Annotated in this window: 27 protein-coding genes; 23 read left to right on the top strand and 4 right to left on the bottom strand. The window is 34.6% G+C overall.

Translation table 11 applies throughout. The annotated features are described in order from the left end of the window. The 18 genes from E5329_RS22700 to E5329_RS22780 all read left to right on the top strand — a co-directional run. A partial coding sequence (locus E5329_RS22700) for a reverse transcriptase domain-containing protein (RefSeq protein WP_275443630.1) occupies positions 1–782 on the top strand: 782 nt, incomplete at its 5' end. A 79-nt stretch (positions 783–861) separates the two neighbouring features. Further along, positions 862–1,452, top strand: coding sequence for a group II intron maturase-specific domain-containing protein (locus E5329_RS22705; protein ID WP_135991592.1), 591 nt, complete (start codon positions 862–864; stop codon positions 1,450–1,452). A 291-nt stretch (positions 1,453–1,743) separates the two neighbouring features. After that, entirely contained in the window at positions 1,744–3,462 is a 1,719-nt protein-coding gene (locus E5329_RS22710) for a peptidase domain-containing ABC transporter (protein WP_135991593.1), read from the top strand. Beyond that, complete coding sequence (gene ccpM, locus E5329_RS22715; protein ID WP_135991594.1) at positions 3,446–4,840, top strand: Cys-rich peptide radical SAM maturase CcpM; 1,395 nt, start codon at positions 3,446–3,448, stop codon at positions 4,838–4,840. The genes E5329_RS22710 and ccpM overlap by 17 nt, the downstream gene beginning before the upstream one ends. An 8-nt stretch (positions 4,841–4,848) precedes the next feature. Further along, positions 4,849–5,937: a TIGR04066 family peptide maturation system protein gene (locus E5329_RS22720; protein WP_135991595.1), complete on the top strand. Its 1,089-nt coding sequence runs from the start codon at positions 4,849–4,851 to the stop codon at positions 5,935–5,937. Positions 5,938–5,948: 11 nt separating this feature from the next. After that, the gene (locus E5329_RS22725) at positions 5,949–6,185 is read left to right on the top strand and encodes a phosphopantetheine-binding protein (RefSeq protein ID WP_135991596.1); all 237 of its coding nucleotides are present in this window, start codon (positions 5,949–5,951) and stop codon (positions 6,183–6,185) included. 140 nt (positions 6,186–6,325) lie between these two features. Further along, on the top strand, positions 6,326–6,454 hold the full coding sequence (locus tag E5329_RS22730; RefSeq protein WP_135991597.1) for a CLI_3235 family bacteriocin precursor: 129 nt from the start codon (positions 6,326–6,328) through the stop codon (positions 6,452–6,454). 37 nt (positions 6,455–6,491) lie between these two features. Continuing rightward, a complete protein-coding gene (locus E5329_RS22735) occupies positions 6,492–6,620 on the top strand; it encodes a CLI_3235 family bacteriocin precursor (RefSeq protein ID WP_135991597.1) in 129 nt (42 codons plus the stop codon). Between the two features lie 36 nt (positions 6,621–6,656). After that, positions 6,657–6,785 (top strand): hypothetical protein, encoded by a 129-nt coding sequence (locus E5329_RS30965; protein ID WP_275443631.1) that lies wholly within the window; start codon positions 6,657–6,659, stop codon positions 6,783–6,785. A 165-nt stretch (positions 6,786–6,950) separates the two neighbouring features. Next, on the top strand, positions 6,951–8,069 hold the full coding sequence (locus E5329_RS22740; RefSeq protein ID WP_135991598.1) for a S8/S53 family peptidase: 1,119 nt from the start codon (positions 6,951–6,953) through the stop codon (positions 8,067–8,069). Between the two features lie 61 nt (positions 8,070–8,130). After that, positions 8,131–8,805, top strand: coding sequence for a response regulator transcription factor (locus E5329_RS22745; protein WP_135991599.1), 675 nt, complete (start codon positions 8,131–8,133; stop codon positions 8,803–8,805). Beyond that, positions 8,789–10,180, top strand: a complete 1,392-nt coding sequence (locus E5329_RS22750; RefSeq protein WP_275443633.1) for a sensor histidine kinase — start codon at positions 8,789–8,791, stop codon at positions 10,178–10,180. The genes E5329_RS22745 and E5329_RS22750 overlap by 17 nt, the downstream gene beginning before the upstream one ends. A 281-nt stretch (positions 10,181–10,461) precedes the next feature. Continuing rightward, the gene (locus E5329_RS22755) at positions 10,462–11,778 is read left to right on the top strand and encodes an IS4 family transposase (RefSeq protein WP_135991600.1); all 1,317 of its coding nucleotides are present in this window, start codon (positions 10,462–10,464) and stop codon (positions 11,776–11,778) included. Between the two features lie 292 nt (positions 11,779–12,070). Further along, a complete protein-coding gene (locus E5329_RS22760) occupies positions 12,071–13,363 on the top strand; it encodes an ABC transporter permease (RefSeq protein ID WP_135991601.1) in 1,293 nt (430 codons plus the stop codon). A gap of 9 nt (positions 13,364–13,372) precedes the next feature. Further along, positions 13,373–14,713, top strand: coding sequence for an ABC transporter permease (locus tag E5329_RS22765; protein ID WP_135991602.1), 1,341 nt, complete (start codon positions 13,373–13,375; stop codon positions 14,711–14,713). A 13-nt stretch (positions 14,714–14,726) separates the two neighbouring features. Continuing rightward, on the top strand, positions 14,727–15,377 hold the full coding sequence (locus E5329_RS22770) for an ATP-binding cassette domain-containing protein (RefSeq protein ID WP_135991603.1): 651 nt from the start codon (positions 14,727–14,729) through the stop codon (positions 15,375–15,377). Between the two features lie 142 nt (positions 15,378–15,519). Beyond that, the gene (tnpA, locus tag E5329_RS22775; protein ID WP_135991604.1) at positions 15,520–15,954 is read left to right on the top strand and encodes an IS200/IS605 family transposase; all 435 of its coding nucleotides are present in this window, start codon (positions 15,520–15,522) and stop codon (positions 15,952–15,954) included. 179 nt (positions 15,955–16,133) lie between these two features. After that, complete coding sequence (locus tag E5329_RS22780; protein ID WP_135991605.1) at positions 16,134–16,718, top strand: hypothetical protein; 585 nt, start codon at positions 16,134–16,136, stop codon at positions 16,716–16,718. Between the two features lie 105 nt (positions 16,719–16,823). Here E5329_RS22780 and E5329_RS22785 read toward each other — a convergent pair whose 3' ends face one another. Beyond that, positions 16,824–17,150 (bottom strand): helix-turn-helix domain-containing protein, encoded by a 327-nt coding sequence (locus tag E5329_RS22785; protein WP_135991606.1) that lies wholly within the window; start codon positions 17,148–17,150, stop codon positions 16,824–16,826. 127 nt (positions 17,151–17,277) lie between these two features. Here E5329_RS22785 and E5329_RS22790 point away from each other — a divergent pair, with 127 nt between their 5' ends. After that, complete coding sequence (locus tag E5329_RS22790; protein ID WP_135991607.1) at positions 17,278–17,646, top strand: hypothetical protein; 369 nt, start codon at positions 17,278–17,280, stop codon at positions 17,644–17,646. A 266-nt stretch (positions 17,647–17,912) separates the two neighbouring features. On the opposite strand, the gene E5329_RS22795 is transcribed toward E5329_RS22790, so the two are convergent. Next, a complete protein-coding gene (locus E5329_RS22795; protein WP_135991608.1) occupies positions 17,913–19,385 on the bottom strand; it encodes a transposase in 1,473 nt (490 codons plus the stop codon). Positions 19,386–19,645: 260 nt separating this feature from the next. Between E5329_RS22795 and E5329_RS22800 the strand changes: the two genes are divergently transcribed. After that, entirely contained in the window at positions 19,646–19,792 is a 147-nt protein-coding gene (locus E5329_RS22800; protein WP_135991609.1) for a cyclic lactone autoinducer peptide, read from the top strand. Positions 19,793–19,795: 3 nt separating this feature from the next. Continuing rightward, the gene (locus E5329_RS22805) at positions 19,796–20,353 is read left to right on the top strand and encodes an accessory gene regulator B family protein (RefSeq protein WP_135991610.1); all 558 of its coding nucleotides are present in this window, start codon (positions 19,796–19,798) and stop codon (positions 20,351–20,353) included. Positions 20,354–20,444: 91 nt separating this feature from the next. Here E5329_RS22805 and E5329_RS22810 read toward each other — a convergent pair whose 3' ends face one another. Beyond that, the gene (locus E5329_RS22810) at positions 20,445–21,110 is read right to left on the bottom strand and encodes a DDE-type integrase/transposase/recombinase (RefSeq protein ID WP_275443634.1); all 666 of its coding nucleotides are present in this window, start codon (positions 21,108–21,110) and stop codon (positions 20,445–20,447) included. A 21-nt stretch (positions 21,111–21,131) separates the two neighbouring features. Further along, on the bottom strand, positions 21,132–21,401 hold the full coding sequence (locus tag E5329_RS31840) for a helix-turn-helix domain-containing protein (RefSeq protein ID WP_330572308.1): 270 nt from the start codon (positions 21,399–21,401) through the stop codon (positions 21,132–21,134). A gap of 149 nt (positions 21,402–21,550) precedes the next feature. Between E5329_RS31840 and E5329_RS22815 the strand changes: the two genes are divergently transcribed. Next, positions 21,551–22,270, top strand: coding sequence for a LytR/AlgR family response regulator transcription factor (locus E5329_RS22815; protein WP_168356734.1), 720 nt, complete (start codon positions 21,551–21,553; stop codon positions 22,268–22,270). Positions 22,271–22,288: 18 nt separating this feature from the next. Beyond that, a complete protein-coding gene (locus tag E5329_RS22820; protein ID WP_135991612.1) occupies positions 22,289–23,578 on the top strand; it encodes a sensor histidine kinase in 1,290 nt (429 codons plus the stop codon). Positions 23,579–23,693: the final 115 nt, after the last annotated feature.

A 23,693-nucleotide genomic window follows, 5' to 3' on the forward strand; every position in this document is an offset into this window, starting at 1 on the left:
TAAAGAAACATACCAAAGAGAAATGGATAATCCTATATATCCAGAGATGGCTGACGGCACCGTTCCAAATGGAAGACGGGATGATTGTGGAAAGGAAATCCGGAACCCCGCAAGGCGGGGTGATAAGCCCAGTATTGGCGAACCTGTTCCTGCACTATGTGTTCGATGATTTCATGGTAAAGGAATTTCCGACGATACCGTGGGCAAGATACGCTGATGATGGGATAGCGCACTGCGTCTCCCAGAAACAGGCGAAATATCTGCGGAGAAGGTTGGAACAGAGGTTCCAGAGTTATGGACTGGAACTGAACCAGGAAAAGACAAGGATAGTGTACTGCAAAGATGATGACCGGAGAGGGAATCATGAGAATATCTCCTTCGATTTTCTGGGATATACGTTCCGTCCAAGACATGCAAAGAACAGGTACGGGAAGTTCTTTACAAACTTCCTTCCGGCAATCAGTGAGAAAGCAAAGAAAGCCATACGCAAAGAGGTAAGAGGATGGAAGCTGCAATTAAAATCGGACAAAGACCTCTACGACATAGCAAATATGTTCAACCGTCAGATACAGGGATGGATTAATTACTACACGCATTTCTATAAATCAGAAATATATGATGTGCTGAGGTATATCAATGGATGTCTGGTGAAATGGGTGCGGAGGAAGTATAAGAAGCGCAGGGCGAGACGAAAGGCAGAACACTGGCTTGGAGAGATAGCAAAGCGTGACAGGAACCTGTTTGCACACTGGAAATTTGGAATACTGCCAGCGGCTGGATGATGGGAGCCGTATGAGCTGAGAGGTTCACGTACGGTTCTGAGAGAGACTTGAGGGGAGGTTCCTCAGGTCTACTTACTGTATGATTTTCTGTAAAAGCAGAAGGAGTGCAGAAAGAACCCTGGAAAATATCATTCCGTTTATTGAAGGGAAACTTTTTCTGAAAGTGAACCGAAAGAAAACAAGCGTGGCACATATCAGCAAGGCAAAATACCTTGGATACGCATTTTACCGTTATAGGGGAAAGTGTAGATACCGTGTACATCCGAAGTCAGTGGCGAAGATGAAAGACAAAATCAGAGAACTGACAAAAAGAAGTAACGGATGGGGAAATGAATACAGAGCCATGAAACTGACGCAGTTTGTCAGGGGTTGGGTGAATTATTTTTCGCTTGCTGATATGAAGGGACTGTTAAGGGAAACTGATGAATGGCTAAGACATAAGATAAGAACCATTTACTGGAAACAATGGAAGAAAGTTAAGACAAAATTCAAAGAATTAAAGAAGTTAGGTGTGGAAGAAGAAAAGGCATGGATATGTGCCAATATGCGGAATGGAAACTGGTATTGCGGTGGATATTTCGTATTGCAGACTGCATTTAACAACAAGAAACTCCGTGAACTTGGATACCCAACATTCACAGAGTTCTATCTGAAAGTATGTGAAAACTAAGGAACCGCCGTATACGGAACCGTACGTACGGTGGTGTGGGAGGTCGGTAGATAAAATAATTATCTACCTCCTACCCGATTTAAACGTATGATTTGAAGATTTATATTGGTAAAACACATACAACTAAATTAAAACTTGAATATTGTTTCGTATGAAGTAAGAAATATTTGAATGAACTACAAGAGTAATTTATTATTTGAACGCGATATTCGTACATGAATCAAAACCTATTGTAATAATTTTGAAATTGAGTATTATAAGGGCAAGAAACAGGAAGAGGAGCGAAGAGGAATGTCAAAAAATAAATATTACAAAAAAGTAGTTGAATTGCTTTTACCATATAAGAGATACATTATCACAATGTCGTTGATGATGTTGATTATTACAGTAGGGAATATTTGTGTTCCATTATTGCAGCAAAATATAGTTGATGATGGACTAATTGGAGGAGATTTAAAAACTTTAATTGTACTTGTCCTGATTGTAGTTGGTATTTCTATTATTACAAATTTATCAATGTTATGGCAAGCATATTTACGTATTGATTTGAATGCGACATTTTTAAAAGATAAACAAATGGAAATATTTAATCATGCATTTCGGCTTAAAATGGATTATATAAAAAATGATGGATTAGTTCAGATTATTAAAGATGCAGAATATAGCTTGAATAATATATCTCAAATTACAGGAAATCAAATGTCAGACACATTTGTACAGATTTTTAAATTTATCGGGGTATTCATTGGATTAATACTAATTAATTGGAAATTAACAGTTTTCCTTTTGGCATTAGTACCAATTAGATTTTTAATTACCAGCAAGATAAGCGAAAGTGTAGAAAAATATCAGATGGATACAATTTTAGCTCAAAAAGAGATTCATGGATGGGAAGATGATATCTATCATTCAGCTACTGAAATAAAGTTGTGGAATTTATACAACAAAAAGTGTGCGGAATATAATGCATATTTACAGAAACGTAATACGGCTGTAAAAAAAATGGGATTTTTTACGATTTTAGGTACTTTGCTAGGTGAAAGCATACAAACGATATTTTTTAATTTTTTATATGTAGTAGGTGGCATGTTGATATGGGGAAATGAATTGAGTCTGGGAGGTATGCTTGCTTTTGTATCATATTCCAATTATTTAATGGAACCTATTGGATTTATCTCAGATCTTAAAATTGTATTATCAGAAGTGTTTCCAGCTTTTGAAGTTTATGATCAATTCCTAAATTGTGAAGAGGAGCAATCTGAGCTACAACGTATAGAAAGAATAAGTTGTTCGAAGATTGATGAACCTATTTTTAAGTGTAAAGATATTTCATATTCTTTTAAGGATAGGAATATATTGGAGAATTTGACGATGGAGTTGAAGGAGGGAGACAGAATCGCAGTTGTTGGAGAAAATGGCTCTGGAAAGTCTACCTTTATAAATTTACTTTTGCGTTTTTATGATTTGCAGGAAGGTCAGATTACTTTAAATGGTAAAGAGATATCAGAATATGAACTTTTTTCTTACAGAGACTTATTTTCTGTAATCATGCAAAATCCATACTTGTTCAGGGGGAGTATTATGGATAATCTTACTCTTTTTGGAGAGAACGAGGTGGATACAGAATTGTTGAATAGTAATTTATTAGAGTTTATAAAAAGGTTGCCTGAAAAATATAATACAGATATTGGGAATAATGCCTCCCGAATATCTGGAGGAGAAAAACAGAAAATTGCATTAATAAGAGCACTTGCAAGTAAAAGTAAAATCTTAGTACTTGATGAACCAACAGCTGCATATGACAAAAAATCGGAAAAGGATTTTGTTGAATTATTGGAAAAATGTGATAAGAAAGTGATTGTAATGATAACACACGAGCCAGAGCTGCTAAGTTTTACAAATAAAATTATAGAAATTAAGGACGGTAGAATTATTCAGTATAATGGATATGAATCTTATCTACAAATGAAAAAAAAGAAGGAGAAAGAAAAGGATGAATATAATTTTTAAAGGAATTAAGACTCCGAAACATTATTATATCTATGATCGAGGGCGTAATGCAATTTTAGAGGTGGATGCAGAGGAATATGAGGAATTAGAGAATATTCAAAATGGGAATCTGAAAAGTATTGAGTCCAAGGTATTAGAAAGATATCAGCATTATGGCTTTTTAAAAGAAAATACAGTGACTAAAATAGAGCATCCATGTACACATGCTTTAAAACATTATTTGTCAAACCATTTAGAAAAACTTACTCTTCAGGTTACGCAACGCTGCAATTTACGATGTGAGTATTGTATTTATTCAGGAAACTATGATACAAGAACACATTCTGAGTTGGATATGGATTTTGATACAGCGAAAAGAGCAATAGATTTTTATCTTAACGCGTCAAATGAACTAGACGAATTGACAGTTGCGTTTTATGGTGGAGAACCATTGTTAAATATAGAACTCATTAGGAAATGTGTGGTCTATGTTTACGAAAAAAGTTTTGGCAGGAGAGTTGTATTTTCTATTACTACAAATGGAACCTTACTGAATGAGAATACGGTTTCATTTTTAGAAGAACACAAATTTAATGTGATGATTAGTTTGGATGGTTCCCAAAAGGAACATGATACATATAGAAAATTTCAAAATGGAAAAGGATCTTTTAAAGTTATTCAGGAAAATTTGCGAAGGATAAAGGAAAAGCATCCAGAATTTTTTAAAAAGATTTCATATAATTCAGTATTAAATCCGGAAAATGATTATCAAAATATTAAGGATTATTTTGAAAAAGATGATCTGCTTGCATCAGCAGATGTATTTACTAATATTGTTGAATCGGAAGATTTAACACAAGATATACAGTTTTCTGAAACATTTTCCTTGATCAATAAATTTGACTATTTAAAGTTATGTCTTTTTATGTTAGGAAAGTTAGATGAGGAGGATGTATCAAAATTAGTTTTGGTTAAGCGGAGTTTTATTTACGAACGTTATCATCAGATTACAAAAAAGGCAGAGATTGGAGATACTTGCCATCCAGGTGGTCCATGTATTCCGGGAACACGTAGACTTTTTGTTAATGTACAAGGATATATGTTTCCTTGTGAACGTGTTTCAGAGACTTCTCCAGTGATGGCTATTGGTCATTTAGATAGTGGATTTGATATAAAGAAAGTTAATTCTCTTTTGAATATCGGGAAAATAACGGAGGATTTATGCAAAAATTGTTGGGCATTGTTTCATTGCAATCAATGTGCACAAAAAGCTGATGGTAAGGACCACTTGTCACGAGAATTAAAAGTAAAGCACTGTCCGATTTCTAAAGGACAAGCATTTATGAATCTAAAAGAAATTTGTATATTAAAAGAGCTAGGATGCACATTTGAAAGGTAGAGGGTAGAATGAAAAAGTTAGCAATATTTCCTTTTATATATGAATACAGGGAATTAATTATGTATTCTGATTATATAAAAAATTATGAATTAACTTCTTGTATAACTTTGAATGAAGCGGATACACAATGTTTGAGAAAAGAATTTGGAGCAGTTTCTTCAATCCGAATATCAGAAGAATTTGACGGGGCAATAGAAGATTGCGATATAGTTTTGTATATGTATAATCCAGATATTTTGCTTGGGAAAGAAGAGTATCAGAACAAGATAGCCAGAACAAGACAATTAGGAAAAGATGTTTTATTTTCGCGAGAATGCCATGAATATTTATATTCAGAGGAAATGAAAGAAAATTCCATTCTTGATGCAGGAAACTGGAACATTAATATTTTTCTAGATGAAAAAGTTCAATATCTTAAAAGCATTGAAATACCTGCAATTGGTATTATGGGTCTAGGGCGATTCTGTAACAAATTTTGTACTGAGTTAGAGGTTTGTGAATTTTTTAAAGCAAAGGGATACAAAGTATTACATTTTGGGTCTAAAGAGTGGGTGAATCTATATGGCGGGCGGTTAATACCTGGATTTATATTTGAAAGATCGGTTTCAGTAACTACTAGGATACTTAAATGGAACCAATATCTTTTTGACGTATGTAATAAGGAACAACCTGATCTGGTAATAATTGGAATGCCTGGTGGAATTATGCCATTAAATAATAAAATATTGAATGATTACGGGGAAGTACCATTTATTTTGGCAAATGGAATTAAAATGGATATTGGAATCTTATGTGCCTTCTTTTATGAGCAGGTAGATGAAAAATACTTTGACGAATACAGAAATTACTGTAAATATAAAATGAATTGTCCGGTAGATTTTATCAATATTTCCAATACTTCTTGTAGATTTAATTTAGATTCGCAAGAAAGTATTTTGGAATATTTACATTATAAAAATAATATTTCAAATTATACAGTGATTACTGGAAAAGTAGAAGGTTCATCAGAAATCTATAATATTTTGGATGAAAATAGTAGAAAGAAACTTCTGACCAGAATTTATGAGCAATTAACATCAGGTGTTAGCGTTTTTTAAGGAGAATAAAAATGCAAAATATTGAAAAGTTTTTAAAAGATACAATAAAAAAATATACAGACATTCAGGTAGAAGACATCGATAAAAATTTATTTACGTTAGGTGTTATGCCACTTGAATTTTTATATGTAATTAATGAAATTGAGAAAAAATATGAAATTACTATTAAGGACTTATTGCACAACTCAGATTATTCAATCCTGAGTATACATAATTTATCAATTAAAATTAACTGTCTAGTGTCTTAAAAGCGAAGTTACGCTATGTTAGCATAGCGTATTAGGTAGTGGTTAAGGTCAAGTTATTCATATCAGTTATATACATAATAACATCTTATGAATGGTTGGCATAAATATATTAACCAAAAAAAGTAGAAAGGAGATTAGCTATGAAGAAATTACAGAAAAGAAATACTGCAGCAATGAATACAGTAGAAGCAAATGGAACTATTTGTATTTGTGGATGTGCAAGCAGTGCTTCCAGCAGAAACTTCAGTGTAGTTGTATTTTATGCATAATTAAAGTTAGCAAACAGAAATAGAAAGGAGACCAACCATGAAGAAATTACAGAAAAGAAATACTGCAGCAATGAATACAGTAGAAGCAAATGGAACTATTTGTATTTGTGGATGTGCAAGCAGTGCTTCCAGCAGAAACTTCAGTGTAGTTGTATTCTATGCTTAATTAAAGTTGGCAAGTGAAAATGGAAGGAGACCAGCTATGAAGAAATTACAGAAAAGAATTGCAACAGTAATGAATACGATGGAAGCAATCACAAACATTTGTATTTGTGATTGTTGGACGATAAATGCTAAGGTATCCCTTCAGAAAGCACCAATGATGTTATAAGTTCAATATATGAGAGAAATATTATCTGGCAATAGTTTATTGAACTTTGCGTAGAGCTTTTAATGATTGAGTTTATAAAAAAATAAAAAATATTTCAATGGCATCATTATCCAGTTTATATAGGAAATGGTGCCATTTGAATGCATAATTATGTGGAGGAAAAGTATGTTAAAAGTAGCGTTTATTGATGATGGGATTATGGATGGAATTAATGAAGTGCCCAAAATGATAAAAAGATATATGATAAATGAAAGCATAGAAATCAAAGAGAGAGGAGAAGCAGAAAAGTTTTATCTTTCTCATGCTACGATGTGCTGGTGGATTTTTTATGAGCATCTTGAATCAAAAGATATATGCCTGTACGATATACAGATATTAGATCCTGTGACTCAATCCACGAATCTCTCTAAGTTGTTGAAAGCTTTGCACTTTTGTTTAGAAGAAGAGGTTAATGTAATCAATATGAGTCTTGGAACAACTGATTTACTTAATTTGGTGTCCGATAATATTTTAGAACGGTTACATGAGAAGGGTACAATTATGGTAGCAGCTAAGAATAATAATAATTTAATAACATACCCAGCATGCTCACCATTTGTGGTAGGTGTGATGTGTGATTATATCGGGGAACTAGATAAAAATGAATTTTGTATGATTAGTACAGAAATAGGGAATACAGATGTAATAAGCCATTGTGATTTTAATGATATTGAAAAAAAATATGGAATAGTGTTAAAAAAAGCCAATAGTTTTGCAACACCGTTTATAACGGCGACTTTATGTAATGCAATAGTTTCTGAAGGTTCTGTACAAGATTTAGGAAAATACTTGGAAGAAAAATCAGTGTCCCATAAGGAAATTTGTCGTATAGAATATATAAAAAATAGTTTTCCCGAATGGCAGAATACGATTGATGTGCCTATAATACTATGCAAAGATGAGAGAATAATAAAAAATCTTGTAGATGAATTTAGAAATCGAGGATATAATTGCGTCGGGCTTTTAAAGGGCGAAATCTCGCATTATTGTCCATATTTATGGGGACGAGAATTATACAAAACATATTATAATTTTAGCGAAAAGGAAATAGAGTTACTTGTATATAATTCGACATATCCAGATCTTATGATGGTTCATTGCGATGGAAAAGAAATGGGGGATGAAAGAGAGTATGATGTAGTTCTGTATGAAGAAGAAATTTGTGAAGAAAAGCAAGGAGTTTCGTATAGAAAACCGATAGACTATGGAATATTAGCAGGAAAAATCGAAGATTTATTTGCATAAATCATAATTATTTCACTTTTATATGAGATACTATATGTATCAAAATATGAGAGGTAGCATTATGGAAAAAAATATTTTAATAATGGAAGATGAAATAAGTATTCAGAATATCATAAGAGCCTTTTTGGAAAATGAAGGTTATTTCGTAACATGTGCTGATGATGGTGTACAAGGACTTATTGAATTTCGCAAAAAAAAGTATGATTTAGTTTTATTAGATATAATGATGCCCAAAATGGACGGTTATACGGTATGTAAAATGTTGAGAAGTGAAACGAACGTTCCTATTATTATGTTAACAGCACTAGATGATGATGAAAGTCAAATGAAAGGATTTGATACGCTTGTTGACGACTACATAACAAAACCATTTTCTATGCCATTAGTACTTAGACGAATTAAAGCAGTATTAAGAAGAACCGATAGAGAGTTAGATGATAATATGTCAGTCATATCTTGTCAAAACCTTCAGCTAGATTTAAAAAGTTATCAAGTATTTAGATCAGGAGAAAATGTGCCACTGACCATTCGTGAATTTGAAATCTTAAAAATTTTGATGGAGAATCCTGGACATGTTTTTTCTAGAGATAATCTTCTGAATAGTGTGTGGGGTTATGATTATTATGGTGATTCTAAAATTGTTAATACACATATAAAAAATATTCGTAAAAAATTAGGTGTTGATTGCATTGAAACTATCAGAGGGGTGGGCTATAGAATTGTTAAAGAAAGCTAAAAAGAGTATTGCCATAAAAACATTTACAATTATGATGGGGATTTTGCTTACATGTTGTATTATTATTTACGGATTGATCATGAACTTTTTGCCTAGAAATTATCAAACAGAATTGGAAGGACAGTTTGCAATAGGTTTTGAGAAACTAGTACAGTCTTTAGGGAGTAATGGGATTGAGGATAGTACTAAATTACTTTATGAATTTTCAATGAAAAATAATGCTATAGTTACTATTAAGAATTCAGAGGGAGTAGAAATCTTTGCAGTGAAAATAGGAGATAGAGAAGAAAAAAAAGACAATGTCAAAACCTTTAGTTTGTCGGCAGAATTTGAATATATGCAGGAAAGGTTTATGATTTCTGCGACAGCAACATTTTTGACAGTAATGCAAACGTACAATATTTTATTGAAGCTAATACCAGTTATTATGACAATAATGATTTTGATCGCGGGATTAGGAGCTTATATTTTTTCCATTTACTTTTCTAAGCCATTGATAAAGATATGCTCAGTGGCTAAAAGAATGACTAAGTTGGATATGACATGGAAATGTGATACATCTCGTGAGGATGAGATTGGAATTTTGGCAATTAGTTTAAATGAAATGTCAGAAAAATTGAATGATGCATTGAAAAATTTGAAAGAAGCAAATGAACAGTTACAATTAGAAATTAAAAATGAAAGGAAACTGGAGCAACAAAGGGGTGATTTTTTCATGTCCGTTTCACATGAATTAAAAACTCCAATTACAATTATAAAAGGTGAACTTGAGGGAATGATTTATAATATAGGAGAGTATAAAAACCGGGATGAATACCTGAGGCATGCCTTGAAAAGTGTCGAAAGTATGGAAAAGCTGGTAAAAGAAATTCTTTTAGTTGTCAGAATAGGAGGGGATTATTTTAATAAAGCTTTTACAAATTTGAATATTAGTGAAATGCTAAAAAAAGTATGTTACATGGTACAAGAAATAGCGGAGGATAAAAACATAGAATTTAACATGGATATAGAATCGGAATTCTATTGGGATGGGGATGAAAGGTTATTAAAAAAAGTATTTTCTAATATTATTGGAAATGCGATAATGTATTCACCACAGGGCGAAAAGGTTCATGTTGCTTTAAAAGAAAAAAAATTGTCTGTAGAAAATACAGGAGTTCAAATTAGAGATGAGGAGTTAGAACGGATATTTGAACCATTTTATCGAATAGATAAATCACGTAATCGAAATACTGGAGGCAGCGGACTTGGATTATATATTGTGAAAACGATTCTTGAACATCATAAAATACCTTTTCTTATGAAGAATACAAGGGATAGTGTTTGTTTTCAGATGTTATTTCAGAGGGATTGCAGCTATAAAGATGAAACTTAATGAAGCGCCATAGATAAAATGATATCCTTTTTATCTATGGCGCTTCATTAGTTAAAAATAAACCAATGTTAACAACCTAATTTAAACAACCACAACATATAGTATTTAGATTATAACTGGCATGGGAAATTCCCGTGCCTTTTTCTATACAAGATCACTATACAATTAAAATTTTGCACAAAATCTATCTGCAAAAATCGTCATATTTACTATTGACAAAATCGTCAAAAAATGCGGCATAGCCCTTGTTTATATTACTTTTTTGAAGGGAGCTGCATCATATGAATTTAATTCAAATCTTAGCAGATATTATCTGCAACACATTACTTGATCCCTATGTCCTTGACCGGGCCCGGAACAGAAAAGGGGCTTTTACACGCAATTGCGGTAAACTTCCCTACTGGACATTGGTCAAACTGTTATTAAGAAATTCCAAGAAAACAATCTCTGCATCACTGGATGAATTCTTTACTGAATTGCGCCACATATCAGGGGCTTCCATCTCTGATACAAGGAATTGTTCCCAACAGGCTTTCAGCAAAGCACGTTCCGGCATTGATCATTCTATTTTCAAAGAATGTTTTGAACGTGTACTTGACTTCCTTTGCAGTAGGGATTCCCTGGATTTCCATTCACGTTTCATGGGTGTATGGGGACGACAGATCATCGCTGTTGACGGCTCTAAAATTCCTCTTCCTAACCGTAAGACTCTTCTTGATAAATACGGCAGCATAGGGAGAGGCTCCAGCTCTCCCACTGCCATTGCCAGTGTTGCTTTTGATGTACTGAATCACCGCATCCTTGATGCACGGCTCGAACCCATGAGCGTCGGTGAACGTACCCTTGCCATAAAACATATGGAAAACATAAAAAGCAAAGCACGGACAAATCTATTATACACCATGTTTGTCTTCGATAGGGGATATGCTTCAAAAAATTTATTTTCTTTTATTGAAGATACTATACATGCCAGATATCTGTTCCGGTTAAGGTCTAAATTTAACACGGATATTGATGCACTCCCTGTACCAGCCGACCGGAATGGGATCAATGACCATATCCTTTTCCTGGATGGCAGGAAAGTACGCGTCCTTAAATTTTATCTCCCAGGCGGAACGGTTGAAACGCTGATCACAAATGATTTTGACCTTGCCAAAGAACTATTCCGCCAGTGCTACTTCCTTAGATGGCCGGTGGAAGAGGATTGCAAGCTTGTCAAAGAAAAGATCGGGCTCACCAATTTCCGAGGCTATTCTGAGAACTCCGTACTCCAGGAATTCTGGATATCGGTGCTGCTTGCAAATCTGGCTCTTGCCATAAAGCGTGAGACAGACGGTATCGTCGACAGCACCATAAACCAGAAAGGGAATAAGAACAAATATATGACAAACATGAATGAGCTTGTCGGATACCTGAGCCGCCATATAGGGGAATATATGGATGCTGATACAGATACGGAAAGGTTTGGCGTCATCCGCTGCATATTTGATTTTGCCATATCACACCTGGTGCAGGACAAAAAGGGCAGCGGGGAGTCAAATCCACGCACAGTTCCAAGGAAAGTCAAACACCATTACAATAACAAGACCACACACTAATATCATTTAGGAAAGGTGGTGATGCCTGCTTTCTTACATTCTACAATACGAATTCCATATCGAAAAACAGCTGATAGCACCAAGGGGGAAGTCCGCCTTTTTTTAGTGTATTTTAATCAATCTCACCATCTACTACTGTTTGTTCAATGGCTTAATCCTATTGTGATGTCATACCACTACTAAGTTGTTAACATTGAAAAATAAACTACTCCTAATCTTCACCAGAACTTCACCAAAACTCCATTTTTAACGAATATTATTAATTCAAATTTATTTACAGGGAGGCAAAAAAATGGGTTTATTAAAAAGAGCAATATTATATATTACTCGAAAATGGAAAAAAACAGTATTTATTTCTGGGATTTTATTTTCCGTATCTACATTGGTTCTTTTAGGGCTAGCATTTTTAGATGCAAAGGAAAAAGAAGTGGTCGAATTACGGGGAGCCACAGGAGTAAGTTTTTCAGTAAGTCGTAATACAGCTACGGGTGGATGGGGAAGTGATTCAAATGGATCTTATAGTACTCAAGAATACCTAACAAAAGAGATGATGGAAGCAATTTCAGCAGTAGAGGGTATTAAAGGATATAACTCATCAATCCGTACAATTTTATGTTTGTCTGATATGGAGGGCAAATGGCTAGAACAATTACAACCTACAGGACACGCTATGGTTGATTGTCAATTTTATTCTTATGGTTGTATTAACTCTGAATATGATTCCTTATTTCTTTCTGGTGCATTGAGAATGTATAAAGGAAAAGCTGTTGATACATCTATTCATAATGGAATTATCATAAGTAAAGAAATTGCAAATAAACACAATTTGAGTATCGGAGATACAATTCAAGCTATAAATGATCCTTTATCCAATGATAAAACTTTGGTATTACAAGTTGTAGGACTCTTTGAAACTGTTGCTGATAAAACAGATGAACGTAATAGCTATAACGAGGCATCATATTATGATTATGCAAATTATGCATTTATCAGTGAAATGGCTATGAGAAATCTTTTGGAAAATTATGCCGATGTAGGATATGCATCAGCAGATTTTTTTGTAACAGATCCTGAACAGCTTGAAACAATTATAAAGAAAGTTCAAAATATAGAGAATATAAACTGGAAGAATTTTACTATAGAAATTAAGGACGAAGTGTATGAACAAGTAGCTGGTTCGGTGGCAGATACAGACACCTTGATTTTTATGTTTATTTTGATTATATCAGGAATTAGTATAGTGATTATTGTTTTGATTTTATCAATATGGATAAGAAATCGAAAATATGAAATAGGAATTTTTCTGGCTATTGGTGTGTCAAAGCGATTAATTTTATTACAGTATATTCTTGAAATGATATTGGTGTCTGTATGGGTATATCCATTGTCTTATCTGTTTTCTCTGATTGCTAGTAGAGGAGCAAAATCCATACTAAAAAATACATTTTCAAGTATTATTGTGACACCACAACATTTTGCAATAGTTGTTTTAACAGGAACTGGATTGTTAATTTTAGCAACTGTAATTGCATGTATACCGGTTATAAGATATAAACCTAAAGAAATTCTTTCGCAAATGGAGTGAGAAATTAAGATGAATTTTTTGAAGCGTGCCTATTTATATTTGGTCAGAAAAAAAGTAAAAACATTATTTTTATTTATAACATTACTAATTATAGCAACAATGTTATTGACTTGTATTTCGATTCAAACAGCAGCAAATAATGGTGTAGTAAATATTAAGAAATCACTTCGGAGTTACTTCACAATTAATGCAAAGCAGTTACCGGAGGGGCTAAATGAAAAGATATTGAAAAATATTCTCTCAATAGATGGTGTGAATGGCGAATATATTTTACGTTCTTATACAAAGGCTATATACTTGGATAATAATAAAAATTTGCTAAAGATAAAGACGGAAGGGGCTGCAACTATTCCCTTGGGCTGTGAAAATGCTGGAAAAATTATCGGAAGTAGTAATTCCGAAAAAGATTCTTATTTTATAGAAGGTGGTTTTAAAGTAATTGAAGGAAATCATATTACTTTGGATCAAAAAAATGTAATTTTACTTCATCGAGACTTTGCTTATAAAAATGGGATTTCTCTAGGTGATACGATTGTAATCAAAAATTTGGAAAACCCAGAATTACATGTTGAGGTAATTGTGCAGGGGCTATTTATGAACACTAGAGAGCAAAATGTTGGCATGACACCATCTTATGATTTGTATGAAAATGTTGCTTTCACAGATATTGTGACTAGTTCTAAATTGATTTTTGGCAAATTAAATAATGTTTTTCAGTATGGGGATATTTATGTTGATAATCCAGAACAATTGGATAATATCATAAATAATGTAGAAGCAATTTCGGGTGTCCAGTGGGAAAAATGTATTCTTACAAAGTATGATCAAGGATATCAAAACACAAAAAGGGCATTAGAAACTCTGCAGAACATTGTTTTTGCAACTATGATAGTTGTAATGATAGTGAGCTTTATAATTTTGGTTTTGATTTTAACTTTTAGTGTACGAAATAGAATGCATGAAATTGGAGTTCTATTATCCATAGGAATGTCCAAAAGTGCTATTGTGCTACAACAACTTGTTGAAATTTTTATAATTACAGTGTTTGCACTAGTGATATCATATATGACAAGTTTTTTGCTAGCAGAACAGGTTGGAAATTCATTATTAGCAAAAACCACAAAAGAGTATAGGGTAGTTGAACAAAAAAATAATAATAATGCTGTTATAGAAAAGGATAGCGAATTAGAAAAAGAGGTTAGAATGAGTCATATAGAAGTTACTATATCGGAATTGGACTACTTAGTAGTGTGGATAGTTGGAATGGCTCTATGTAGTATAACAACAGTATTTGCAATGATACCAATTATAAAAATGAAACCAAAAAATATTTTATCGCAAATGAGTTAAGGAGATAGATTTTATGAGTATTTTAGAATTAAAAAATGTAGGATATTCTTATGATAATAAAAGAAAGGTTTTGAAAAATATTTCCATATCTTTAGAAATTGGAAAAATGTATGCTGTTCTTGGACCTTCAGGTTGTGGAAAAACGACACTTCTTTCGCTGATAGGTGGTTTAGATAGTCCAAATGAAGGTCATATATTGATTGATGATAAGAACATTGAGCAAATAGGACTTTCCTATCATAGAAAAAGGAATATTGCCTTTATTTTCCAAAGCTACAATTTAATTGATTATCTTACTCCAAAAGAAAATGTTGCGTTGACCTGCAAACTACCACCCGAGCAGGTATTGCAGAGCGTGGGATTAACAGAGGAAGAATGCAAACGAAATGTTTTGAAACTTTCCGGGGGACAACAACAACGTGTAGCAATTGCAAGAGCATTAGCCGCGGATGCAAGGGTAATTCTTGCAGACGAACCAACAGGGAATTTGGATGAGGATACAGCTGTTGAGATTACCGATATGTTAAAAGCGTGTGCACATGAAATGAACAAGTGTGTAGTCGTTGTAACACACTCTGTAGAATTGGCAAAGCAGGCGGATGTTATATTGAAATTAAAAAAAGGAGAGATTCAAGTATTGGAGCAGAAGGAAGCTGGCAGGTGATGAGCAAATGATGAAACAACTGGAAAAATTGGCAGGTTTTATTGTCTGTATAATGGGGTTAAAACCCTCGCCTTTAGGTAAACCCCGTATCTCCAAGTTTAGAAAAAGTGAAAATAGAAATACTAAACTTGAGGTGAAGAATATGGAACATTATAGAAAAACATCACATTGCACGTATGATATCAAGTACCATTTGGTATGGATTACAAAATATAGGAAACCTGTAATCACGGGGAAAATAGCAATGAGAACAAGGGAACTGATAAGGCTCGTTTGCCAAAGTAATGAGATAGAGATTCTGGCGGGGCACGTAGGCACCGACCATATCCATATGCTGGTGTCCGTCCCACCATACCTATCAGCAAGTAAGCTGGTTCAATACATTAAGGGAAATACTTCCAGGAAATTGCAGATGGAGTATAAAGAATTGAACAAGCAATTCTGGGGTCAGCATTTGTGGGCGAGGGGATATTTTGTGGCAAGCAGTGGGAATGTAACGGATGAAGTCATCAAGGAATATATACAAAATCAAGATTTGCAAGAAAAAAACAAATTGGATAATTTCGAAATCGTATAAGAGTGGAAGGAAGAGAGATGACGTAGAATATATACAACTTTAGGCTGCTTTAGCAGCGAGGTGAACCTACCGGCTTTAGCCGGTAGTGGTTCAGTTGAGGTAACAAATTATTATATGGTAAATTGTTTTGTGTATATTGCATATGGATTGCTTATGATTGCGATAGCATTATTGTTTTTTTGCATGCTAAAAATAAAAAAGGGCTACACAGCATTCCAGAATCTGAAAGCAAGCATAGAGAGATTCCAGAAAATGACGAGCTGATAGAAGAATTTGAAATTATTGATACACGGAAAAAATCTTCAATAATGAGAGAAGTAGATGATCCATTTGCTCATGAAATGAATATCCGACCTTTTAGTATGGCTACTTTAGTGCTTGAAATTTATGAACGGATGGAGATGTGCTTAAAGAGAAAAGTGGTTAAACTGACAGTTGATATAGAGTGGGCGATAGAAAGCACTATAATGATTGACAGCGAGATGGGAATCCGAGCAATATCAGATATTTTATGGTGGAGTGCAGATTTTCTGGCAGAAAATAGAGAGATTTCAATTATTGCTAGAGATAATATGATTGAACTAATATTTCCAATGAAAGATGTAGTGATAAAAAGATTTCAAGAATGTATCAATCAATATAAGAGTCAGGAAAAAGATATGGTATTATTTGAGGCCATAAATTATATTTTTGATGTTCGAGGAGGAGTAGAAATTTCTGATGATAATAAAAGAATACAAATCATTTTTCCAATTGCAAAGTAATGATAAAGTTATCCACTATGTCGTGTTGAAATCAAAAGAAATGCTGAAACAGAACTGGTATTGAGTCGGATTTAGTCCGACTCTTACCTTTTGCACGTTTACCTTTTACGTACTATAAGATTCTACGATTTTATTTATGATTGAAAGAAGATAAGCTTTCTTTTCTTCTGGACATTTATTGATACTTTGTAAAAAAATACGTTCATTTATAGAGGTATTTGTACCAAATAGAATATATTCTGTAGAAAGATTGAGGTATTCTGAAAATAAAAGGAGTTTTTCAAGTGAAAAGCCTCGGACTCCCAGTTCTATATCACTAAGGAACTTTGAAGTGATTCCAATTATTTCAGAAAGTTGTTCTCTGCTCATGTTTAGTTCTTCACGCCGTCTTCGGATTCTTTCACCTATTGCGGATTTGTCTGGCTTTTGCATATAGTATCACCTCCCATATTTCATATCATTATATTTTATGCTTTCCCATTCAGAAATAAACTTTAAGCGTTGAAAAAAGAAATTACTAGTTGTATATTTAGTATAAAGAGATAGCAAAGGAGAAGTTATGACAGACAAGAGAGACAATCAGTGGGTTCAACGGATAGAGAAAAGAATCGAAGAAAAATACCCTTTGTGTGATATTGAGTGGTTTTACGATAAATTTAATTTAGATGATTTTTCGGAGCATAAAAGTAAAATCGAAGAACAAATAATGGAAATAATGGATATTTTATGTTCTAATGAAAAAAAATATCATTTCTACATTCGAGTTCATAAATATAAAAATTGGTATGTGCTTCGTATTTTAGTTGAAAAAAATATATCTGAAGAATTAATAGACAAAATAGAAGGAAAGTTAAGAAAACACAAAAGCAGTATAATAGAAATAGTATATGAAAAGCAATGTACAATTATAAAATTGACTTTATCGTAGTTTGTCCAGATAATTCGTAATTTGTCCTTATAGGTTGCATTTGTTGTTGAAAAAAAATATAATTTTATTTGTAATCTAATAATGAGTGATCTCGGAAACTCAATAGCGAATAGGCAGGAAGGGGTTAATTTTCAGAAATGAGAGGGATAAGGGATGGATGATTGTGGTGTCTAAGTGGTTCGGAGAGTATAAGGAATAAAAATGGGCATGGCTTTTAAGCCTGTCGGAAAACAGGCCCTAAAGACTCCAAGAGCAGGAAACATGGTTTATGCCGCTGTCTGCATCTGCTGTTTATAGCGGGCATCCAGATGGATACAGATACCGATTATGGTTGTCATGAAAGAATAATGCTCCTTCGTGTGTATGAACATGCGGTGCAGCCCGTAATCATTGAGGATGCGGTTGTTGATCCGTTCCGCAGCGGTGCGTTGTTTATAGATTTTCTTATAGGCGTCTGTGCCACGGGGGACATCCGTGTAGAGCCGGATATCCCATTCGGGCCGTGTTTTGACGACCCTCCCATATTTGGAATCCGTGCAGGAGTTTTTACATTTGGAACAGTGCTCTTTCCCATAGGGGCAGCGCCACATGAGGTAACCGCTGGATTTGTCGTAACCATTAGGCTTCATGCGCAGTTTTTCCTGGCATAAGGGTGTTCCGTCTTTGTCAATGGTGATGGCGTCAGGAATTGTTTTTGGCCGGCCGCATTTGTCGTTCAGGTCGATGAATGCCCGTATTCCTCTGTATTTAAGGAGGCGGTAGGTGGGGTAATTGTCCATTGCGGAGTCCAGGCACATATTCGTGGTGGAAACTGCCGGCATATGCTTTTCCAGTTCATGGAAAGCAACGAGGAAATTGACCGAATCATGCCGCCTTGCGCTGGTAAAACGCAGGAGCAGAGGGATGTCTGTCCTGAGCCCCGTGTGATAACAGGATAACTGGAACAAGGTGTAGCCGAAGTAATATTTTTCCAGGTCGCTGTCCCAGCCCCAGGCCGCATCAGGGTCGGGAAAATGCCGCATATTTTCCGGCGCGCCGTCCCTGTGATGCCCGCGTGGGCAGGAATGGGTATGCACGGCGGCGCCGTCTCCAGAAACCGTAAGGCGTTCCCCTGGTATGAGGCCGGATGCCATGGAAGGCAGGACAGCCGCATGATAGAAGAAGCGCTGCAGGCGGTCTTCAAAGTTAAAAGGGATATCTTTCCCGTCCATGAGCCGTTTTTCGATAATTTCGGTGATCTTGGGCTTTGTCTCCTGTGCTTTCTGTTTTTTGCCTTTGGGTTTATCCGGCTTTTTGCTGTTCCAGGAAGCCGGAAGCAGTTTGTCCCGTGCATATAAGTCCGTTGCCGGAGCAGTCCAGAGCCTGTCCATGAAGTCAAAATAAGAACCGAGGGGCGGCAGGGAATCCGTAGTGCAGCCGATGAGGGCGGCAAGGAGGCGGTCGTGTTTGAGCCTGTCCACCCAAAGGGTGAGGGATAGCTTGGTCAAACCTTCTGAATATAGAAGAAAGAAAAGGATAAAAGAACGCAGGATCTGCGGCTGGTTCTTAGCGGGCCTGCCAGTGTTGGAGTAAAAGGGCAGAAGGAACTCCATTGCCTTATCGGTATCGAAAAGCCGGAGTTTCTGCCATGCTTTCCAAAGCTCCGTATGGAGCCGGTTTCTTTCAGAGGAATCGAAATGGACTTTGGATTCGGTGAGAAAGCGCTTGTAATCTTGCATGGACTGCCAGTGCTTGATCATAATAGTGTACCTCCTTGCAGTTATGGTCTGTGCGTGGGGCCAGACGCTTCTTAACTACAAGGGGCGCGTTTGGTGACTGGCGTATATGGTCACCAAACGCGCCGCACAGTTTGACTTATATGTCAATGCTTTTTGGAAATTTAACAAAAAGTTTTCCGGGATATGGAGGAAAGCAAAAAAGAAGAACATGAAAAAAGAGCGGAAATTCGGGCTTAAAGAGTTTCCGAGACTGCTCATAATCTATTATGGAGGATTTATCAATGAATGTAAAAAGAACGATTGCAAAATATGTTGCTAAAGCTTCTTATAGAGAAGCAGAAAGAAGTGCCAATACGATGTGCGTGTTTTTTCATGGGCAACCTAAAATGCCTAAATGTGTACAAAATTTAAAGAAAGTAAAAAAATAAAATATGGTTGAAGTTGTTGTAAGAATGCTTGTAAAAAGTAGAATCATAGATTTTGACGATTGCGAATTGTATCAATATGGTTTGAATTTACTGATAAAAAAATTTTTACATGTATCTATGATTTTAATCATTGGGATTATTTGCAAGAAATTCGCATGTACAACTGCATTTTTGATAGCCTATGCCGGTATACGAGAGTATGCCGGCGGTTATCATGCAAAAACTTCAAAAGGATGCTACTTGTGTACATGGGGGGTCACTTTGTTTTCTGTATTTTTATTTTATGCGTTCGAACAGATAAAGACGTTAGGATTATACATTGTATTAGCTACTTGTGCAGTGATTATTTTGGGATTAGCACCACAAGAGACTGCAAATAGACCGTTAGATACGCAAGAATTGATTGTATATAAGAAAAAAACACAAAAATGTTTAATTATAGAAGCAGTAATATGTTTGTTATTCCTCTTTTTTAAAGCAATCCTGTATGGAGTTTTATGTGCATGGTTTATTGAAACAATTATGTTGCTGGTTGGAAAAATAAGTATGAAATATCGGTGATTCATCGGCATTATTACTTTGGATGTAGGTTTGTCAAACAAATGTTACACCTCATTCAATACTTTAAAACAGTATGTGGTGATTTCCACCTCTAAAGGACGCATAGGGAAATGGTTGTAGTCTCGCCTATTATAGTGCTGAAGTTGTTTTGAGAAGTCGTTAAAGGAATAAAAGGTATGGGTTGCATAAAAGCGTTCATTATCTTTCCAATGGCTGCGTTCCACTTTTCCATTATGCATGGGCATAAAGGAAAGGGGCGGATCAGTTTATGCTGGATTCTGTGGTGTACCAGTTCCTTTTCAAACATGGTAAGGTTGTCTTCACGTACCTGATAAGAAAAACGCTTGGTAAATTCCATACCATTGTCTGTCTGAACACATTCAATTGGCATAGGAAAAGCGCGGATAAGGTGCTGAAGGAATTGGGTAGAAGGATAAGAACTGTATTCTTCAAAATCTTCTACGAAGAGCCAACGTGAGTATTCGTCAATTGCGGTATACTGATAAAGTTTCTTTCCCTTGGCTTCATTTACGAGACAAACGGAAGGGACAGATTTCACATCAATCTGAATACGCTGACCAGGGTAAGTCATTTGTTCATACGTTTTGGCAACATACTTTGGATTGGCAGAATGAACCGCCATAATTCCCTGTTTACGCAGGAAACGGTAAAGTCCCGGAATGGAGCGAGAGTAACCCCGCTGCATAAGTTTTACCCAGAACACGACCAGACCGGCATCTGGATTGCGTCTGCGCATATCCCTGATAAGTTTGATTTACTAAGGAGTATGTTGGTTCGGATGGTGGTGAGGTCTTCTTGAGAGTTCATGAAGAGACTCAATAGAATAGTCATAACGACGTTTCCAGCGGTAAATATACTGCTGATTGGTCTTATATTTGACAGCAGCTTTAGTGATACCATATTTTTCGGCATACCGAATCAGTGATAGACGATATCTCGTATCTTGTGTTATACTTGCCATGCGGGGATACTCCTTTATGTATGTTTTGTTTTGTGGTGATTCAAATATAACACAAAGAGAGTCCATCCTCGCTTTTTAAATATTCAGTTGTAACACATGTATTGTGATCTTACATGATTCATCAGCATTATTACTTTGGATTTAGTGAAAAGATTATGTTTTTGATGTATGATATAGTCTAAAGTGTTCTTGTACAAAATAACGGAGGGATGCGAATGATAAAGGTGGCTGTATGCGATGATGACAAACAGGTCTGTGCGAAATTAGTTACTATTGTGAAAGAATATTTTTCAGATATTGAAAGAGCCGTATGGGTGGCAGAATTTACAAGTGGTTCAGGGTTATTAAAAGCTAATATTCGTTTTGATGTGATTTTCTTGGATATAGATATGCCAGGACTTAATGGGATACAGACCGCAAAGAAATTAAGAAACTGGGATGTGAATAGCAAAATTATTTATATAACTAATTATGGTAAGTACAAAAGTTGTGCCTATCAAGTACATGCTTTTGATTATGTTGAAAAACCTGTAAGGGAATGTCGAATTTTTGACGTATTGAAAGAAGTGGTTCACTATCTGGATAATGCAGTGGAAAAGCAAAAGTATGCATTTACAACAGAAGAAGGGGTTGTGACTTTAGAACTGGATGATATTTATTATTTTGAATATATGTTAAGAAGAGTAAGAATCAATACAGCGCAAGGAAATTATACCGCCACATATAGCCTGAAAGAACTATATGGAAAATTTAATAAATATAATTTTGAATCACCGCATAAGAGCTTTATTATTAATATGCTCCATATTAAGTACATTAAAGGATTCGATATCCTTATGGAAAATGGTGTAACGATACCACTAGCGCAAAAGCGTGCTGTGGAATTTAAGGCAAAATTTAATAATTTCTTACAGTCGACATTTGATAAAATTTGAGGAAATGAGGTAATTAAAGTGCTTCGCTTTATAGGGGTAATTTGTTCTTGTATAGTAAATGGATACATATTTTGGGAAACTATGGGAGCGTTATATGAAAGAAAATATAGCAGTAGAAAGTTGTATATCGGGGTCTATACTTTATATGTTATAATGAATACATGTACGGCATGGTTCGGGATTCCACAACTGAATGTTGTAATTTCTATGATTACATTATATGGAATATCAAAAGGTTTATACAAAGTACAAGAGAAAAATATATTAGTTAATTCTGGAGTTATCATTATTTATTTGGCTTTTGTGGATATTGTAGTAACAGTGGCTTTTTCTACGCTTCTACAGAGCAGCACATATAATATCTTAGCAGATTCAAAATATTTTTTGGTATCTGGTATAGGAAATTCTATCATTGTATTATGTACTTATAAATTAGTAATACAAATGTTACAACGCTGTCAGATAAATAGCATTTCTAAAATTTTACATTTCTATATGATTTTTCTTATGATTTTTGAGTTTGGAATTTTATGCTATTTTGTTAAACATGAAATAGCGCAGGAAAATAATATGCCTCTTTTACTTGCAAGTTTAGGTGTTGTAATACTGGATGCAGGTGTTATTTATTTATATAAAATGTTATCTAAAGAAGCAATCTTGGAGAAAAAGACGGAATTGGTAGAACAACAGTTAGAAATTACTCAAAAGTATTATGAAGGACTGCAGGATAATTATGAAAAGATGCGACAGATTATGCATGATACAAAAAAACATATACAAGTACTTTGTGATTTGGATGGAGAATACAAAAGAAATTATGAAAAAGAATTACTCTCCAGCATTACAGAAATACAACCACAGTTCCAATGCAGTGATAAAATTGTGTGTGTAATAATTTGGAATAAAATGCAAATATGCGAGCAAAAAGGAATTAACTTTGAAATAAACATGCAGGATATTACATTTGATTTTATGGATAGAACAGAGATTACGGCACTTTTTGCTAATTTGTTGGATAATGCGGTAGAGGCGTGTGAAAGTAGTAATGATGTTCAGAAAAAAATTGTTTTGCGCATTCATAGTTTTAAAGAGTATATAGTTATAAAAATGCGTAATACAATTGGCACGATGCCTAAATTTAATGAAGGTAAATTAGTCTCTACTAAAAACGGACATTTAGGAGTTGGCATGACTATTTTAGAAAGTCTTGCAAATAAATATTATGGCAATATTGATTATGAGTATTCAGATAAGTGTTTTGAAACAAAATTAATTTTATCAGCATATATCAGTGCGGATAAAGGATGATATACTTCTGGCATATATAAATAGTGCCTGCTGATTAAACTTAAAATGCTTGATTTTACTCAATGTCATTAACTTAAGGAATCTTTTACATTTGAATTGTAAAAGGTTCCTTTTT

Source organism: Petralouisia muris, assembly GCF_004793545.1.
Classification (GTDB): Bacteria; Bacillota; Clostridia; order Lachnospirales; family Lachnospiraceae; genus Petralouisia; species Petralouisia muris.